Below are 16,823 nucleotides of genomic sequence, written 5' to 3'. Positions count from 1 at the left end.
TCGCTCGAACACCTTCGCTTCGTCACCACCGAACTCAACGAACGCCCCAGGGCGGCGCTAGGCTACCGCCCACCAGTCGAAAAGTTCGCTGAGCTCATCGGTGCATCCACCACTTGAAACCGCCTGAGCTGAACCGGTGTGACATTGGTCGGGAAGGGGTGGGGTCGTTCGGGGTCAGGTGACGAGACCCAGCAAGTTCGACGCTTGCTCGGGCGAAGCTGCGAAAGCCAGCGCCGGGAGTGCTCGGACGTTCATCTCGATCAGTTCTTCACGCGATGTCACCGGGTCACGCAGCCAGGTGATCGTCGCTTCCTCCACGAAGGCGATCCAGCCGCGCACTGCCAGTTCCAGTTGCGGAGTGCGCTGCGCTCCGGTCGAGGGCAGGTAGAGCAGCGCACGATCCGCCATGACCGTTCGTGTTTCCTCGAATACCGCGCGCATGTCGGCGTCCCCGCTCGCGGTGCCGCGCAGCAGCGAGACATACGTGGAGCGATTTTCCGAGACGTAGTCGACGTACGAGGCGATGACGCCGCGCAGAACGTCGATGACCGAATCGGCTTCGCCGTCCTGGAGTTCACCGGGGGCGGTCTTCTCCAACATTTCGCGACTGTTCTCGCGAACGATCGCCACGTGAAACTCGTGCTTCGAGGCGAAGTAGTGGAACAGCAGCCCGCGAGAGACACCGGCCTGATCGGCGATGTCCTCGACCGAGATCTGCTCCAGCGGACGTTCTGCCAGCATCTTCACCCCGAGCGAGATCAACTGGGCCCGTCGCATTGCCGGGTCCAATCGGATGCGCTTCACTTCCTCCATACGTAATACTCTACTGAACGCCGGTCAATAAGCTATTGACTCGCCCTCAATAGAGGCCTACTCTAAGTTTATGAGTCTTCCAGTAACAGACACTTTCGCGTCCGGGCAGAACGGTGCCGCGAAAGACGGGGTCAGGTACATCGACACCCTGATCATCGGTAGTGGGTTCGCGGGCCTCGGCGCTGCCATCAAGCTGAGCCAGAAGGGGAAGAGCGACTTCCTCGTGCTCGAACGCGGCAAGGACGTCGGCGGAACCTGGCGAGACAACACCTACCCGGGAGCAGCCTGCGACGTCCCCTCGCACCTCTACTCGTATTCGTTCGCGCTCAATCCGGAGTGGACCCGCTCCTTCTCCACACAGCCGGAAATCCAGAAGTACATCCAGTCGGTCTCGAAGAAGTACGACGTGCTCGACAAGCACATCTTCGACTGCGAAGTGGAGAACGCACACTGGGACACCGCGAGTTCGCGGTGGCACGTGAAGACCTCGAAGGGCGAGTTCGTCGCCCGGATCGTGGTGACGGCCGTCGGCGCGCTGTGCGAGCCCTCCCTCCCGAACATCGAGGGTATCGAGGGCTTCCAGGGTGAAATCTTCCACTCGGCACGCTGGAACCACGACGCCGACCTCGCCGGTAAGCGGGTCGCCGTCATCGGTACCGGTGCATCGGCCATTCAGATCGTGCCGGCCATCGGCAAGAAGGTCGCCCACCTCGACGTGTATCAGCGCACCGCACCGTGGATCCTGCCCCGCGCCGATCGCGAGTACAGCAAGGCAGAGAGCCTGGCGTTCAAGTACATCCCCGGGTTCCAGCGTCTGTGCCGCGCCGGCATCTACTGGATGCGCGAGACTCAGGTGGTCGGGCTCGCAAAGGCTCCCATCTTCATGAAGCCGCTGCAGATCGCCGCCGAACGGCATCTCCGCCGCCAGATCAAGGACAAGGATCTGCGCAAGAAGGTGCACCCGAACTTCCAGATCGGCTGCAAGCGCATGCTGATCTCGAACAATTACTACCCGACCCTGGCTCAGGACAACGTCGACCTCGTCGATACCGGGATCGCCGAAGTCACCGCCGATTCCGTCGTCTCGAAGGACGGCACCGAGCGCAAGGTCGATGCCATCGTCGTCGCGACCGGCTTCCACGTCACCGACTCCCCCACCTACGAAGGCATCTTCGGCAAGGACGGACGTTCGCTGGCCGAGGTCTTCGATCACGGCGGACAGCAGGGGTACAAGGGCGCCGCAATCGCCAACTTCCCCAACATGTTCTTCCTGGTGGGACCCAACACCGGCCTCGGGCACACGTCCATGGTGTTCATGATCGAATCGCAGATCAATTACCTCGCTTCGGCGCTCGAGACGATCGACAAGCACGATCTCGGAACCGTCGAGGTGCGTGAGGATTTCCAGAAGGCCTACAACGTCGACCTTCAGGAGAAGCTGTCGCACAGCGTCTGGAGCAACGGCGGTTGCGCGAGCTGGTACATGGACAAGCACGGCAACAACACCACGCTGTGGCCCGGATTCACGTTCGATTTCCGCAGGCAGACCAAGCAATTCGACCTCGAGGCATACGACAGTGTCCCGACGAAGGACCTTTCGAATTCCACATCGGCGCCCGCCACGAGCGCTCCGAACAACAACGACAAGGTGAGTGCACAGTGAGTTCCTTCGCAGGCAAGGTAGTCGTCATCACGGGCGCAGGTTCGGGCATCGGGCGCGCGCTCGCTCTCGACCTCGCACAGAAGGGCGCAAAGCTCGCTCTCTCCGACATGGACAGCGTCGGACTCGCCGAGACCGTCCGTCAGGCCGAGGCGCTGGGCGCAGAGGTCAAGTCCGACCACCTCGACGTCACTCAGCGCGAAGCCGTCCTCGAGTACGCGGACGCTGTGGCCGCTCACTTCGGGAAGGTCAACCAGGTCTACAACAATGCCGGAATCGCCTATCACGGTGAGTTCCTGAAGTCCGAGTTCAAGGACATCGAACGGGTCATGGACGTCGACTTCTGGGGCGTCGTCAACGGCACCAAGGCGTTTCTTCCGCACCTCATCGCCTCGGGAGACGGTCACCTCGTGAACGTGTCGAGCTTGTTCGGACTGCTCTCCACACCGGGACAGAGTGCCTACAACTCCGCCAAGTTCGCGGTGCGCGGCTTCACCGAATCGCTGCGGCAGGAAATGCTCGTCGCGAAGCATCCGGTGAAGGTCACGTGCGTTCATCCCGGTGGTATCAAGACCGCGATTGCCCGCAATGCCACCGCCGGTCCCGGTGAGGATCTGGCCGTGTTCGCCAAGTTCTTCGACGAGAAGCTGGCCAGGACGACACCTGAGCAGGCAGCCAAGGTGATCGTCAACGGCGTCTCGAAGAGCAAGCCTCGCGTCCTGATCGGCGCGGATGCGAAGTTCCTCGACGCCTGGGTGCGATTGGTCGGCTCGAGCTACCAGCGCGTGGTCGCCACCGTGGCGGGACGCACCCTTCCCAAGTCCAAGTAGGTTCACGGTATGAGTTCATTTCAACTGCCCACGGCGGTCGCCGCCGCAGCACTGCGGCCGTTCTTCTGGGCGGCTTTCAACGTGCATCTGCCTGTCTCGGCTCAGCGCAGGCTTCTCGATCTGGGGGCGCCGATCCAGACGATGCCCCCAGGTTCGGTGGTGCGTAGAACCTCCCTTGCCGGCCGTCCGGCCGAGCGCGTCACCGTGGGCGCCACCGAACGCCGGACCGCCGTGCTCTATCTGCACGGCGGTGCGTACACCGTCGGCTCGATGGCCTCGCACCGGTCGCTCGCCGCTCACCTCTCGCGCGAGTCGGACAGCGCTGTCTATCTCGTCGACTACCGACTGGCACCGGAGAACCCGTTCCCGGCCGGACTCGACGACGCCGAGTCCGCTTATCTGGAACTGGTCACGGAGCACGGATTCACAGCCGACCAGGTAGCAATCGCAGGCGATTCGGCCGGCGGCGGGCTCGCCCTGGCCACAGCTCAGCGACTCGTCCACAAACACGGCGTGACGCCCGCTGCTCTCGGCCTCATCGCACCATGGGCGGACCCCACCGACCGAAGCTCCATGCGGGGCCGCGACCTGGTCATCAACACGGGGTGGGCGTACGACGCAGCCGACAAGTATCTCGGTGGCGGCGACCCGTCCGCGACGGGATATGCGCCGCTGCACGACGATCTGTCCGGCCTACCTCCGACGCTCATTCACATCGGAGTGCAGGAAGTCCTGCACCCACAGGCAATCGCCTTGCGCGACAAGCTGGAGCTGTCGGGTGTGGACGTCCGCGTCACCGAGTTCGCAAGACTCTGGCACGTTGCTCACGCGCAGGCCTCGATCGTTCGCGAGGCGAGGGACGCTGTTGCCGACCTCGGTCAGTTCCTCGGATCGCACGTATCCGGGTCGGACGTACGGGGGTCAGGAGTGAGCGTCGAGCCAGGCGCGCGCAACGCCCTCTGACTCGGCACCGCCTCGGACCTGGTCGACCATGTCGGCCAGGTCCGCGCTCGTCAATTCGCCTGCCACGACGTTCAGTGCCTTGATCTGCGGTTCCGCGAGCGTTCCGGACCGATGAACGGGAACCACGTTCTGGGCGCGGAACACCCCTTCGTCGTCACCCAGAGCCACGAGTTCACCGGCTCCGAGTTCTTCCGACAGGGTGGTGAGTCCGCCGACTGTGTCGGCATTTCCGCGTACGGCGTCGGCTACCTGCCGATCGTCGGCCGCGTCGACCACGCCCGCGAACGTGCACCCGGGGACGGACTTCAGAGTGTTGCCGTCCAGACCGGAGCGATCGAAGTCCGCGCCCACCACGAGCGTCGACACCTCGCAGCGCGATGCCAGATCGCCTGGGTCGTGAAGGTCACGAGCGGCGCTCTGGTCCACCACCAGAACCGAACGGTCCTCGGCACCCGCGAAATCCGACACCGAAAACCCTTGCGGCAAAGACGCACTCAAGTTGTCGAAGACGGCCGTCGGAGTGGTCGACGTCGCTGCGGGCTCGAAGTACGTCAGCAGCTCACCGGTGAAGTCGGGCACGATCGTCACGTCACCCGAATCGAGCGCGCTCAGGTAGTCCGCACGGTCACCGAGATCCGGCCGAACCGACACCGCCACACCGGTCGTCCGCAGGATGCCCGCATACAGTTCGGCCACCACCGCGCCCACGTCCGTGCTTCCGGCACCCACCACGACCGGCCCCGTTTGCGTCGAACCCGCCCCGCTCAGGGTGGAGTTGTCGACACTGCACCCTGCCGCGACGACGAGCGCGGCAGTCGCCACCACGGCCGCCCGAAGCGTGGAACCGGCTCGGGGTCCAGTAACGATCTTCACCGCGAACTTCCTCTCGGGTACGGCCACGCAGCGCCTCGCTCGCACCGAAATCACCATGCACACAAATCAGTGTTCTGTCGGTACCTATCGTTACACTGAGCCTCGGAAAGCGCAGCAACGGCTCCCCACGCTGCAACGGCCCCACCCGTCCCCAAGGATGCACAGTGCGCAAATCCGTCCTCACCGTCGCCCTCTCCGCCACCCTTGCGCTCACTGCGTGCGGCGGGGGTTCGGACCCGCTCGCCGCCGAGGGCGGTGGCTCCGGTGACGACCCGAATGCGATCGTCGTCGGTGGTTCGAATTTCCCGGAGTCCGAGACAGTGGCCAACATCTACGCCGAGGTGTTGCGTGCCAACGGGTTCGACGTGGACACCACTCTCGATATCGGTAGCCGCGAGGCGTACGTCCCGGCGTTGCGTGACGGTTCCATCGACGTGATTCCCGATTACACCGGCAACCTGCTGCAGTATCTCGACCCGAACACGACCGCCGTCACTGCCGCAGACGTCGATGCAGCTCTGCCGCCGGCGCTTGCCCCCGATCTCGAGATCGCGACCCCAGCACCCGCCGAGGACAAGGACGCGGTCGTCGTCACGGCCGAGACGGCACAGAAGTGGAACCTGAAGACCATCGCAGATCTCGCGGCGCACTCCGAAGAGGTGACGTTCGGCGCCCCCGCAGAGTTCCAGGAACGGCCCGTGGGTCTGCCTGGCCTTTCCGCGAAGTACGGCCTCGACATCTCTCCAGACCGTTTCGTGCCCATCGCGGACGGCGGTGGTCCTGCCACCGTCGACGCCCTCACCTCGGGCCAGATCACCGCAGCGAACATCTTCACCACCTCCCCGGCAATCGTCGAGGAGGGGCTCGTCGTCCTCGAGGACCCGGCGAACAATTTTCCAGCCCAGAACGTCGTTCCTGTCCTGCGCGCCGACAAGAATTCTCCCAAGCTGACCGAGGTACTCGACGCCGTATCGGCAAAGCTCACGACCGAAGAACTGACGGCTCTGAACGTGGAGGTGTCCGGCGACGCCAAGACCGAGCCGGACGAAGCCGCCCGAAACTGGGTCGAGGCACAGGGTCTCGGCGAGCCGATCGGCTGACGGCACTCCATGATCACCTTCACCGGAGTCACCAAGGAATTCCCGGACGGCACCACCGCCGTCGATCACCTCGACCTTCGCATCGAACCCGAGTCGTTCACGGTGTTCGTCGGACCTTCCGGGTGCGGTAAGACCACGTCGATGCGCATGATCAACCGCATGATCGCCCCCACCTCCGGCACGATCACGGTGGATGGGCAGAACATCGCGGACACCGATGCCGTTCGGCTCCGCCTCGGCATCGGCTACGTCATCCAGAGCGCGGGCCTGCTCCCCCATCGCACGGTTGTCGACAACGTCGCCACCGTTCCGGTGCTGCGCGGGCAGTCACGCCGTTCGGCACGCACTTCTGCTCTCGAGGTGCTCGAGCGAGTGGGTTTGGATCCTGCGCTCGCCGACCGCTATCCGGCACAACTTTCCGGCGGTCAGCAACAACGTGTGGGTGTGGCCCGCGCGCTGGCGGCCGATCCGCCGATCCTGCTGATGGACGAACCATTCAGTGCCGTCGACCCCGTCGTCCGCGAAGACCTGCAGGGTGAGATGCAGCGGTTACAGGCCGAACTCCACAAGACCATCGTCTTCGTCACCCACGACATCGACGAGGCAGTGAAGCTCGGCGACCGAGTGGCCGTCTTCGGTCCGGGCGGTCGACTGCAGCAATACGACGACCCCCGTACCGTCCTCGCCTCTCCGGCGAACGATTTCGTGTCGTCCTTCGTCGGACGCGACCGTGGCTATCGCGGATTGTCGTTCCGGTCAGCGAGCGCCGTCCCGCTTCACGACGTGACGACGGCTCGGCGAGAAGAGCTGACGGGTCTGCGCCTCGGCCCCGACGAATGGGTGATCGTCGTCGACGCGGACGGCGCGCCCCACGGCTGGATCGACGTCACCGGAGTGGAAGGGCTGCGCTCCGGTCGGCCCTTCTCCCAGTGCGTTGCCGCAGGAGGATCTCTGTTCAAGCCGGGTTCGGACCTGAGGCTCGCCCTCGATGCAGCCATCTCCTCGCCCTCGGGCGTGGGTGTTGCCGTGAACGACAAGGGCGCCGTCATCGGCGGGGTCCTGGCCTCGGAGGTCGTGGACAAGCTCGCCGAGCAGCGCCGCGAAGAAGACCGTGAGCGCAACCAGCAGTTCTTCACCGAATCCGATACGGAGTCTGCGACGACCTTCGATACGGAGTCGTGAGCCGTGCGCTGGCTCGTCGACAATTTCTCGGTCGTTCTAGACCTGACAAGGACACATCTCTATCTGGCGCTGGTTCCGCTCCTGATCGGTCTGATCATCGCGGTGCCGGTGGGCACGCTGGTCCGGCGGGTGCCGTGGCTACGCCGAATCACATTGCTGCTCGCCAGCATCGCCTTCACCATCCCGTCTCTCGCGCTGTTCGTGACAGTGCCCTCGGTATTCGGACTCCAGATTCTCGATCCGCTGAACGTCGTTATCGCTCTCACCGTCTACTCGGCGGCGCTGTTGATTCGTGCCGTGCCCGAGGCCCTGGATTCCGTTCCGGACGATGTGATCGATTCCGCCACAGCGATGGGCTTCACCTCGATCCGCCGCGCCTTGACCGTGGAACTGCCGCTTGCCATTCCAGTTCTCGCAGCCAACGTTCGAGTGGTGGCAGTCACCAACATCTCGCTGGTATCGGTCGGTTCGCTGATCGGAATCGGCGGACTGGGAACTCTGTTCACGAAGGGCTATCAACGGGACTACCCGGATCAGATCCTGGCCGGGATCATCGCCATCGTGGTGCTCGCGTTGGCATTCGACTTCTTGCTCTACCTGATCGCCCGGGCGGCGACGCCATGGACACGAGCCGACACCACCGCGCCGAGAGCCGGCACGCCCGCGGCGACACGGTCGACCACGAGCACACAGCGAGGTGACGCATGAACGTCTTCGGAGGTGCCTGGGACTTCATCACGGACCCCGCGCAGTGGGGCGGCGACACCGGTATCGGGGCTCGCATTCTCGAACACCTCTGGTACAGCGTGCTCGCCGTGGTGGCTGCTGCGATCATCGCTGTTCCACTCGGACTGCTGATCGGCCACCGCCGCCGCGGCGAAGTGGTTGTCGTCGGAATCGTCAACGCACTCCGTTCACTTCCGACCCTCGGCTTGCTGACCTTCCTCGTGCTGCTGATGGGACTCGGGCTCGTTCCCCCGATCATCGCCCTGGTGATACTCGGGATTCCGCCGATACTTGCCGGCGTGTACGCGGGGGTCGCGAATGTCGACCACGACGTGGTGGACGCCGCGCGTGCCATGGGGATGACGGAATCTCAGGTGCTGACGCGAGTGGAGATTCCCAACGCGCTTCCACTCGTACTCGGCGGCATACGAAACGCGACCCTGCAGGTGATCGCCACGGCGACCGTCGCCGCCTACGTCAACCTCGGGGGCCTCGGCCGGTACATCTTCGACGGTCTCGCACTGCGCACCTACGACCGCGTACTGGTGGGCGCAATACTCGTGGCGGCCGTTGCTCTCGTGGTGGACGGCCTACTGGCACTCGCGGTCTGGGCGTCGGCACCGGGTACCGGAAGACTGCGCCGCGCAGCAAAACACCCCGGTACGCAGCCGTGGGTGCGGGCTTCGTATCGGGGTGTTCCACGAACTCGCTAGTCAGTCACGCCTTCTGCTTTCGCAGCAGCCGCAACGGCCTCCGCCACAGCGGGAGCCACGCGAGGATCGAGAGGGCTGGGAACGATCTTGTCCGCAGCCACCTCGTCGCCGATCACCGAGAGGATTGCCTCGGCAGCGGCGAGCTTCATGCCTTCGGTGATACGACGGGCTCCGGCGTCGAGTGCGCCGCGGAACACGCCGGGGAAGGCGAGAACGTTGTTGATCTGGTTGGCGAAGTCGCTGCGCCCGGTAGCGACGATCGCGGCATGGCGCTGCGCCACCTCCGGGTGGATCTCCGGATCCGGGTTCGACAGCGCGAAGACGATAGCGTCGTCCGCCATCGTGGAGATGATCTCTTCGGGCACGGTCCCGGCGGACACACCGATGAACACGTCGGCCCCGTCCAGTGCTTCGACGATGCCACCCTCACGCCCGGCCGGATTGGTGCGCGCAGCCAGGTCGCACTTGACGTCGTTGAGTCCTTCGCGACCCGAGGACACGATGCCCTTCGAATCGAGGACGGTCACGTCGGAGATGCCCGCGGCCAGCAGGATGTTCGCGCACGCCACGCCGGCAGCACCCGCGCCCGAGATCACGACACGCAGCGACGTGATGTCGCGGCCCTGGACCTTGACCGCACCCTTGAGTGCAGCGAGCACCACGATGGCCGTGCCGTGCTGGTCGTCGTGCATGACGGGGCAGTCCAGCGCCTCGATGACGCGCTTCTCGATCTCGAAGCAACGCGGTGCCGAGATGTCCTCGAGGTTCACCGCACCGAAGCTCGGGCGCAGCCGAATCAAGGTCTCGACGATCTCGTCGGGGTCCTTGGTGTCGAGAACGAGGGGAATCGAGTTGAGGCCCGCGAAAGTCTTGAACAGGGCCGACTTGCCCTCCATGACAGGCAACGAGGCGCGGGGGCCGATGTCGCCGAGACCGAGAACGGCCGAACCGTCACTCACCACGACCACCAGGCGGTTGGTCCAGGTGTAACGGTCGGCAAGGGTCTCGTCGGCCGCGATCGCACGGCTGACCTGTGCGACGCCCGGGGTGTACGCGATCGACAGCGCACGCTGCGAATCGAGCGGCGCGGTGGTCTCGACCGACAACTTGCCGCCGGTGTGACCAGCGAAGATCTCGTCGTCGGTCAGATCGATTTTCTGGGGTGTGGTGGCTTCGGACACGAGGGACACAATGACACTCCTGCTAGGTCCCGACTCACTCGGGGCCGGGTTACTGAGAAGTAACCGAACTGATCGACGCTGACCAGACGGGTACCTCACGTACGTCTACTGAGAAGCTTCCGGTGCGCGCGGATCACGATCGCCGCAGTACATCTATCGAAGCGTGATGGCGCTGGGCCGTGTGAGCCCTGGCAGCTACTGCCATCGAACCCCCCGTCGAAGGGCGGTGGCGCCAACTTCGGAGTGAGTCAAGTGTGCCACTGTCACCGGTACACAATCAAATTGTGGGGTGGGCGAAATGTCTCACCCTTTTCGGCCTCTACCTGTGAGTATCCGGTTACCGTCCGGTAGCAAAACGCCGAGGGTGACGCTTTCGACACCGACCGGTCAGCCCCACCACTGCGTCCAGAAAATTCCGGCCGCAATCGCGAAGACCACGAATGCGCCGAACGCCGATGCGATCCCGGTTCGGCGGTCCGCCCACAACTGGGCGATCAGCACCACCACCGAGGCGACGATGTGCGACACGAGCGACGTACGTCCCGGCCCCGGAAATCCGTGGCCCTCACCGAGATATTCGGCAACCGCGACGACGACGGTGAGCACGATCAGACCGGCCGCGACCGAACCGCTCAGCCCGAGCAACCAGCGCATCGGCCGTGAATGCAGTGGGCGTCCTTCGTCCTCGTAGTCACGAAGCGTCATCGAGTCTCCTTCGTATCGCACGGGTCCAATACTGCCGCACCGATCGCTCGCAGTGAGTCGGGAGGGCTCAGCCGCCGGCCACGAACCCGCGTACCGACTCCGCGATCAGCTGCACAGCGATTGCCGCGAGAAGCAGGCCCGCGATCCGCGCGAGAAGCGAGATCCCGCCCTCCCCGAGCAGACGGATGAGCAGCGTCGAGAACCGGAGCACCACGTAGAGCACGAGGTGAATGCTCACGATCGCGAGAGCGATCGCCAGATAGGAAGCCCCGTGCCCGTCGGCCTGGGCCACGAACACGATGACCGCCGCGATCGCACCGGGTCCGGCCATCATGGGTGTGCCGAGCGGAACGAGCGCCACGTTGACGTCCTCGGCCGCCTTCGACTGGGCGTTCTCCCGGCCCGTGAGAAGCGAGAGCGCGATGAGCAGCAGAAGCAGCCCACCGGCGCCCTGCAGGGCGGGAATGCCGATGTGGAGGTAGTTCAGAATTGCCTGGCCGCCGATGGCGAATACGGTGATGACGGCCAACGACACTGCGGGCGCCTGCCACGCGGCCCGGTTTCGCGCTTCCTTGGGTTTGCGACCGACGAGGCTGAGAAAGACCGGAATGACGCCCGGCGGATCCATGATGACGAACAGTGTGATGAAGACCGTGAGGTAAAGGGTGGTGTCGAACATCAACGATGCTCACTCATCCGGTTATCACCTGTGCACCCGTCGCTTTCGCCATCAATTCTTCGTACTGGTCCGGCGCGGTGGTGTGGGCGCCGAGCGGAATCGACTTGTTGATTCCGTGGTAGTCCGAGGAGCCGGTCACCGGTAGCCCTAGCTCGTCGGCCAGCTTCCGCAGCACGGCGGCGTCTTCCGCATTGTGATCGGCATGGTCGACCTCGAGACCTCCGAGCCCCAGCGGGGCCAACTCGCGCACGTGATCGAGATCGAGCAGACGACCGCGGGTGCGCGCCCGGGCATGAGCTACCACCGCGACCCCGCCTGCTTCGGTCACCAGTCGCACCGCATCCTCGAGCGGCGTGTCCTTCTTGGGCACGTAGTACGGACTCCTCGTGGCAAGCGGCCCGCGAAACGCTTCGTCGACCGTGGCCACCACACCCGCGTCGATCAGTGCTCGGGCGAGGTGGGGACGGCCGAGCGAGGGCCCGGCCGCTGCGGCGAGAGCCTTCGCGTCGATCGGCAGACCGTCGGCAGCCATCCGCTCGGCCATCGCGTGAATGCGATCCTCACGCTCGCCGCGCAGGCGTCGGCGCTCCTGCGCGAAACCCGAGTGTTCGGGATCGAAGAGATACGCAAGGAGATGCACAGGTACGGGCCGCCCGTCCTCGCCCCTTCCCTCGCAGGACATCTCCATACCTCGAACCAGACTCAGACCTTCGGGTAGCGCCTGCGCCGCCGATTCCCAACCCGCCGTGGTGTCGTGATCGGTGATGGCCACGACGTCGAGGCCCGACTGTTTCGCCGCCGCCACCAGCTCCTGTGGCGAATCCGTGCCGTCGGACACGGACGAATGAGTGTGAAGGTCTATGCGCACGGCACAAGTGTGTCAGGTGAGGGCTCGAAGATCGGGAACTCACGTAGCATTCGGTTGCAGTGTCGAAGGATCGGCGATTGCCGGAGAAGGGAGCCGTGTCAGCATGCCTTCGCTCCCCATGCGTAACGCTCCGAAAGCTCCCCGGCCGAAAGTCCCCATCCCCGCCGCACGAGCCATCGTCGATTGCGCGGTGTATGTCGACGGCCGCCGCCTGCCCGGAAAGTACACACACGAGGCTGCGCTGGCGGAGGTCCGTGAACGCGGTGAAGGATTCGTGTGGCTGGGTCTCCTCGCACCGGACGAGGGCCAGATGACGAGAGTGGCCGACACGTACGGATTGCACGAGCTGATGGTGGAAGACGCTGTCCATGCCCACCAACGCCCCAAACTCGAACGCTACGACGAGGTCGTCTTCCTGGTTCTGCGCACGGTCAGCTACGTCCCGCACGACTCGGTGGTGACGGCGAACGAGATCGTGGAAACCGGCGAGATCATGGTTCTGGCGGGCGAGGATTTCGTGGTCACGGTCCGCCATGGCGACCACACCGGCCTCGCCGCCGTCCGGACCGATCTCGAAGACAATCCCGAACGCCTCGCACTCGGGCCGATGTCGGTGCTGCACGCCATCGCCGACCACGTCGTCGATTCCTACCTCGACGTCACGCAGTCGATCGAAGCAGATGTCGACAGCATGGAAGAGGCCGTGTTCAGCCCCCGAAATACGGTGGAGATCGAGAAGATCTATCTCCTGAAACGAGAGGTCGTCGAACTCCGTAAGTCGGTGATTCCGTTGGCGAACCCGCTTCTCCGACTCACCCGCAGTCCGGGCAATCCCATCCCGAAAGAGGTCCGGCGATACTTCCGTGACGTCCAGGATCACCACACCATCGTGGCGGAACGAATCGCCGAGTTCGACGAAGTACTCAGCTCACTCGTCGATGCCGCACTCGCGAAGGTGGCGGTGCAGCAGAACACCGACATGCGAAAGATCTCCGCTTGGGTCGCGATAGCCGCCGTGCCGACGATGGTGGCAGGCATCTACGGGATGAACTTCGATCACATGCCCGAATTGCATTGGGAATACAGTTATTACGTGGTCATCGGACTCATCGCTCTCGTGATCGTCGGACTCTTCATGACGTTCCGCCGCAACAACTGGTTGTAGATCTTCCGCCCGGAATCAGAGCGATGCTGCCGCGCGAGCGGGATCACGCACGTCGATGCCGGCTTCTTTCCATGCCTCACGCAGGGCCTCGGCACCGCGCAGCCGCACCCAGGCGGCCTCGGTGCCGGTCAGCGGAACCACGGACAGGAACTTCACTGGGTCTGCGGGTTCCGGCACCTCGAGGTCGGGGATTTCGCTCTCACCGAGGAGCACCGCCGTGAACGGCACTCCCTTCCACAGCGGCTCACCGAGGTCGATCAGAGCGTCGGGCACCAACACGATTCCCTCGACCGAAGGCGAAGCCGCGAGCACTGCCAGAGTTCGCGCGATTCCCGACGCCACCCCGGCTCCGCCGTGCAACGTGAGGACCAGCTCGGCGCGTGGGCCCCTCGTGGGGTCGGCCACCAACTCACCGGGGTCGCCCATCGGATGCCGCGAGCAGCCCAACGATGCGTAGTTCACGAACCCCTCGTCGTCCGGCGGGAACCGCAACACGTCCAGAGACTCGACACCCAGAAATGTCACCGAGGCCGACGCCGGTTCCACCCCGCCGAACCGAGCGATCAGGTGGGCACGGACTGCGTTCACAACACTTTCGGACACGCTCACATCAAACCACCGCGCCCGTCCACGAAACGAACATCCCTCGTCTCGGCGTCGGGGTGTGCGAACTTCAACAGCCGTCGACCTTCGGCTTCGACCGCACTGCGATTCCTCACAGAGATCTTCGTCAACGGCTCCACCTGCAGAACTGCCACCCCACCCTGCCTCGTCGTCGACGTGAGGGCGACCACCCGGCCGTTCACGAGAACCGCAGGCTTCACGATGCCGTTCTGCGTGATGATCTGTCGCCTCGCCTCGTCGTCCACGATTCGGGTGCGATCGGCGTGCGAGAGCAACACGTTGTCGAACGGTGCGAGAATCCGCACCGGAGCAGCGACACCCGCATCCGGTCGCGGCGCGTCGGGCAGATCGAACAATTCGGCGCCGGACTCGGCCGTGAACACGCGCAGGCGCGAACGCAGACGATCGAAGACCTCGCCCAGTCCGGTGAGACCCGACCACGCCTGAGCGTCCTTCGCACTGGCCGGCCCGAACGCTGCCAGGTAACGCAACATCACGGATTCGATGTCCGGGGCGGGGTCCAGCGGTCGGCCCACCCACTCCTCGAGCGCAGTCAATGCCGGCGCGCCCGACCTACCCCACACACCCCTCGGGGGAACCTGAACCAACGGCACCAACCCTCGGACGCCGTGGGCCAGGGAAGCACCGTCCCTGCCGGGAAATCGCGCCTCGAGCAGCGGTCGCATCTGAACCCCCGTGAGTGGGCCGTCGGCGACCACCGCACGCCCCGCGGCCGCGAGTTCTCCAGCGTCGATACCGCGCAGGTTGTCACGATGCGCGGTATTGGTATGCAGGTCGTGGTCGAGAATTCGCTGACTGAGCGGACGTAGCGTCAGCGCATCCTGCGCCGACAGTGCGAATACCGTTCCTCGCATCGCAACGATCCGCACCACTTCGCGGTTCTCGATGAGAGCTGCCAGAGCGCCGGGCCGGAACCCGTGCAGACGCGACCACAACGCGAAATAGGGCGGATCGGGAGCCTGAGCTTGGAGCCCGCAAAGATGCTCGATCATCTCGAGCGCCGACACCCGCGATCTATCCAACAGCGACTGTCGCGCCAGCGTCGCTCGGCCGAGTTCCCGGTCGGTCAACCGATCGGCCGACACAGCGCCGGTCAGATCGCCAGACGGGCAAGCATGTCGCGTGCCTTCTCTGCGGTCTTCGGCTGACACAGCACGTCGTACCGGCCGGCGACCAACTGCATGGTCGATGCGAAGTCGCGGGTTCCGCGGGTGGCTGCATACGGAATGGTCGTCGAGATCAGCCCGAATATGACGCCGCCCACGATGCCGACGAGAAGCGGCGCGAGAAACCCACCCGTCACGATCCCGAGCAACAACCCGAAGAACACACCGAGCCACGCACCCGAAACTATGCCCCCACCAATCACTTTCGCCCAACTGAGGCGCCCGAGCACCCTCTCGACCTGCATCAGATTGACGCCGACGATAGTGACGTCTTCCACCGAGAACTCTTGGTCGGACAGATAGTCGACTGCGCGCTGAGCCTCCGCATACGTCGGGTAGGACCCGATCGGCCAGCCGGTGGGCGGAGTCGGCAGTTCCCCACGCCGCGTTCCGGCAGCTCGCGGGGCGAGTGGATTCGTCATCGGTACCGGTTCTCCTCGGAGGGTTTCGGACATTCCAACCACCATTGTGCCTGTTACCGACCTGCTGTGCTGGTTTCCCACCGGCAGCGCGCCGACCGAGGACGTCAGTCGGGCGGCGTGAAACTGCTCGTACGAGCCATGCCCGCAGCACGTCCCTTGGCCGAGATCACCAGAGCCATCTTGCGACTCGCTTCGTCGATCATCTCGTCGCCGAGCATCACCGCACCGCGAGCGCCGCCCGCTGCCGAGGTGTGGAACTCGTAGGCATCGAGAATCAATTCGGCACGGTCGTAATCGTCCTGACGCGGACTGAACACCTCGTTGGCCGCCTCGATCTGCGACGGATGCAGAACCCACTTGCCGTCGAAGCCCAGTGCCGCCGTGCGGTGCGCCGACCGACGAAAGGCCTCGACGTCTCGGATCTGCAGATACGGGCCGTCGATTGCCTGCAGCCCATGTGCCCGTGCCGCAATGAGAATCGTCATCAGTATGTGGTGGTAGGCGTCGCCGCGGTCGTATCCCTCCGGCTGCTCCCCCACCACGAGGGTGCGCATGTTGATGCCGGCCATGAAGTCGGCGGGCCCGAACACGAGGGTCTCGACGCGCGGACTTGCCGTGGCGATCGCATCGATGTTGGTGAGCCCGACCGCATCCTCGATCTGGGGTTCGATTCCGATCCGCCCGACCTCGAGTCCGTTCGCCTTCTCGAGCTGGGTGAGCAGCAGATCGAGGGCCTGGACGTGGCTCGCATTCGGGACCTTCGGCAACAGGATCGCGTCGAGGTGCGCTCCGGCCCGGTCCACGACTTCCGTCACGTCGCGGTACGTCCATTCCGTGGTCCAGTCGTTCACCCGCACGACCTTGATCTGATCACCCCAGCCGTCCTCGGCCAGCGCCTCCGACACGCGAATCCGCGCCTCCTGCTTTGCAAGCGGGGCCGTCGCATCCTCGAGATCGAGGAAGATCTCGTCCGCAGGCAGGCTTTTCGCCTTGTCGATCATCTTCCGGCTACTTCCCGGCACTGCCAGAACCGATCGCCGTGGAGTGCTCCGTGACACCATTTCCGTGCCGTCCTCTCCGGCCGGAAACGGCCGCTCTTCGTCCGATGCCGCCACGTCGACACGGCAATTCG

At 64.6% G+C, this 16,823-nt stretch carries 18 protein-coding genes; 8 read left to right on the top strand and 10 right to left on the bottom strand.

Annotated elements, in window-relative coordinates; translation table 11 throughout:
• Positions 1–174: 174 nt before the first annotated feature.
• Positions 175–813 (bottom strand): TetR/AcrR family transcriptional regulator, encoded by a 639-nt coding sequence (locus ACZI8R_RS20775; protein WP_463381534.1) that lies wholly within the window; start codon positions 811–813, stop codon positions 175–177.
• Positions 814–883: 70 nt separating this feature from the next.
• On the opposite strand from ACZI8R_RS20775, the gene ACZI8R_RS20770 reads away from it, so the two are divergent.
• The 3 genes from ACZI8R_RS20770 to ACZI8R_RS20760 are packed head-to-tail and all read left to right on the top strand — an operon-like array spanning position 884 to position 4,266.
• A complete protein-coding gene (locus ACZI8R_RS20770) occupies positions 884–2,476 on the top strand; it encodes a flavin-containing monooxygenase (RefSeq protein ID WP_463381533.1) in 1,593 nt (530 codons plus the stop codon).
• Positions 2,473–3,303, top strand: coding sequence for an SDR family NAD(P)-dependent oxidoreductase (locus ACZI8R_RS20765; RefSeq protein WP_463381532.1), 831 nt, complete (start codon positions 2,473–2,475; stop codon positions 3,301–3,303). Before ACZI8R_RS20770 ends, ACZI8R_RS20765 begins: the two co-directional genes overlap by 4 nt.
• Before the next feature lie 9 nt (positions 3,304–3,312).
• Complete coding sequence (locus tag ACZI8R_RS20760) at positions 3,313–4,266, top strand: alpha/beta hydrolase (RefSeq protein ID WP_463381531.1); 954 nt, start codon at positions 3,313–3,315, stop codon at positions 4,264–4,266.
• Here ACZI8R_RS20760 and ACZI8R_RS20755 read toward each other — a convergent pair.
• On the bottom strand, positions 4,225–5,139 hold the full coding sequence (locus ACZI8R_RS20755; protein ID WP_463381530.1) for a glycine betaine ABC transporter substrate-binding protein: 915 nt from the start codon (positions 5,137–5,139) through the stop codon (positions 4,225–4,227). The two genes, ACZI8R_RS20760 and ACZI8R_RS20755, sit on opposite strands and share 42 nt — an antisense overlap.
• Before the next feature lie 164 nt (positions 5,140–5,303).
• Here ACZI8R_RS20755 and ACZI8R_RS20750 point away from each other — a divergent pair, with 164 nt between their 5' ends.
• From ACZI8R_RS20750 to ACZI8R_RS20735, 4 genes are read left to right on the top strand one after another with little or no spacing between them, the layout of a single operon-like run.
• A complete protein-coding gene (locus ACZI8R_RS20750; RefSeq protein ID WP_463381529.1) occupies positions 5,304–6,239 on the top strand; it encodes an ABC transporter substrate-binding protein in 936 nt (311 codons plus the stop codon).
• A gap of 9 nt (positions 6,240–6,248) precedes the next feature.
• Positions 6,249–7,421 (top strand): ABC transporter ATP-binding protein, encoded by a 1,173-nt coding sequence (locus ACZI8R_RS20745; RefSeq protein ID WP_463381528.1) that lies wholly within the window; start codon positions 6,249–6,251, stop codon positions 7,419–7,421.
• 3 nt (positions 7,422–7,424) lie between these two features.
• Positions 7,425–8,129, top strand: a complete 705-nt coding sequence (locus ACZI8R_RS20740; protein ID WP_463381527.1) for an ABC transporter permease — start codon at positions 7,425–7,427, stop codon at positions 8,127–8,129.
• Positions 8,126–8,860: an ABC transporter permease gene (locus tag ACZI8R_RS20735; RefSeq protein ID WP_463381526.1), complete on the top strand. Its 735-nt coding sequence runs from the start codon at positions 8,126–8,128 to the stop codon at positions 8,858–8,860. The genes ACZI8R_RS20740 and ACZI8R_RS20735 overlap by 4 nt, the downstream gene beginning before the upstream one ends.
• Here ACZI8R_RS20735 and ACZI8R_RS20730 read toward each other — a convergent pair.
• The 4 genes from ACZI8R_RS20730 to ACZI8R_RS20715 all read right to left on the bottom strand — a co-directional run bounded on the left by ACZI8R_RS20730 (position 8,857) and on the right by ACZI8R_RS20715 (position 12,293).
• The gene (locus ACZI8R_RS20730; RefSeq protein ID WP_463381525.1) at positions 8,857–10,050 is read right to left on the bottom strand and encodes an NAD(P)-dependent malic enzyme; all 1,194 of its coding nucleotides are present in this window, start codon (positions 10,048–10,050) and stop codon (positions 8,857–8,859) included. The genes ACZI8R_RS20735 and ACZI8R_RS20730 overlap by 4 nt on opposite strands.
• A 378-nt stretch (positions 10,051–10,428) precedes the next feature.
• Positions 10,429–10,746: a hypothetical protein gene (locus tag ACZI8R_RS20725; protein WP_463381524.1), complete on the bottom strand. Its 318-nt coding sequence runs from the start codon at positions 10,744–10,746 to the stop codon at positions 10,429–10,431.
• Positions 10,747–10,813: 67 nt separating this feature from the next.
• Positions 10,814–11,428, bottom strand: a complete 615-nt coding sequence (locus ACZI8R_RS20720) for a MarC family protein (RefSeq protein ID WP_463381523.1) — start codon at positions 11,426–11,428, stop codon at positions 10,814–10,816.
• A gap of 10 nt (positions 11,429–11,438) precedes the next feature.
• The gene (locus ACZI8R_RS20715) at positions 11,439–12,293 is read right to left on the bottom strand and encodes a PHP domain-containing protein (RefSeq protein WP_463381522.1); all 855 of its coding nucleotides are present in this window, start codon (positions 12,291–12,293) and stop codon (positions 11,439–11,441) included.
• Between the two features lie 103 nt (positions 12,294–12,396).
• On the opposite strand from ACZI8R_RS20715, the gene corA reads away from it, so the two are divergent.
• Positions 12,397–13,458 (top strand): magnesium/cobalt transporter CorA, encoded by a 1,062-nt coding sequence (gene corA, locus ACZI8R_RS20710; RefSeq protein WP_463381521.1) that lies wholly within the window; start codon positions 12,397–12,399, stop codon positions 13,456–13,458.
• Positions 13,459–13,473: 15 nt separating this feature from the next.
• On the opposite strand, the gene ACZI8R_RS20705 is transcribed toward corA, so the two are convergent.
• The 4 genes from ACZI8R_RS20705 to ACZI8R_RS20690 all read right to left on the bottom strand — a co-directional run bounded on the left by ACZI8R_RS20705 (position 13,474) and on the right by ACZI8R_RS20690 (position 16,752).
• Positions 13,474–14,061, bottom strand: coding sequence for a suppressor of fused domain protein (locus ACZI8R_RS20705; protein WP_463381520.1), 588 nt, complete (start codon positions 14,059–14,061; stop codon positions 13,474–13,476).
• A 2-nt stretch (positions 14,062–14,063) separates the two neighbouring features.
• The gene (locus tag ACZI8R_RS20700) at positions 14,064–15,173 is read right to left on the bottom strand and encodes a winged helix DNA-binding domain-containing protein (RefSeq protein ID WP_463381538.1); all 1,110 of its coding nucleotides are present in this window, start codon (positions 15,171–15,173) and stop codon (positions 14,064–14,066) included.
• Positions 15,174–15,196: 23 nt separating this feature from the next.
• A complete protein-coding gene (locus ACZI8R_RS20695) occupies positions 15,197–15,691 on the bottom strand; it encodes a YflT domain-containing protein (protein ID WP_463381519.1) in 495 nt (164 codons plus the stop codon).
• Positions 15,692–15,795: 104 nt separating this feature from the next.
• Entirely contained in the window at positions 15,796–16,752 is a 957-nt protein-coding gene (locus ACZI8R_RS20690; RefSeq protein WP_463381537.1) for an HpcH/HpaI aldolase/citrate lyase family protein, read from the bottom strand.
• Positions 16,753–16,823 lie beyond the last annotated feature (71 nt).

Source organism: Rhodococcus huquni, assembly GCF_055231055.1.
This window is presented reverse-complemented; position numbering and strand designations above follow the sequence as displayed.

Bases quoted from the DNA above. Each gene is read 5' to 3' on its own strand.
- ACZI8R_RS20775 (WP_463381534.1), bottom strand. From the start codon at position 813: ATGGAGGAAGTGAAGCGCATCCGATTGGACCCGGCAATGCGACGGGCC.
- ACZI8R_RS20770 (WP_463381533.1), top strand. From the start codon at position 884: ATGAGTCTTCCAGTAACAGACACTTTCGCGTCCGGGCAGAACGGTGCC.
- ACZI8R_RS20760 (WP_463381531.1), top strand. From the start codon at position 3,313: ATGAGTTCATTTCAACTGCCCACGGCGGTCGCCGCCGCAGCACTGCGG.
- ACZI8R_RS20745 (WP_463381528.1), top strand. From the start codon at position 6,249: ATGATCACCTTCACCGGAGTCACCAAGGAATTCCCGGACGGCACCACC.
- ACZI8R_RS20735 (WP_463381526.1), top strand. From the start codon at position 8,126: ATGAACGTCTTCGGAGGTGCCTGGGACTTCATCACGGACCCCGCGCAG.
- ACZI8R_RS20725 (WP_463381524.1), bottom strand. From the start codon at position 10,746: ATGACGCTTCGTGACTACGAGGACGAAGGACGCCCACTGCATTCACGG.
- corA (WP_463381521.1), top strand. From the start codon at position 12,397: ATGCCTTCGCTCCCCATGCGTAACGCTCCGAAAGCTCCCCGGCCGAAA.
- ACZI8R_RS20695 (WP_463381519.1), bottom strand. From the start codon at position 15,691: ATGACGAATCCACTCGCCCCGCGAGCTGCCGGAACGCGGCGTGGGGAA.
- ACZI8R_RS20690 (WP_463381537.1), bottom strand. From the start codon at position 16,752: ATGGTGTCACGGAGCACTCCACGGCGATCGGTTCTGGCAGTGCCGGGA.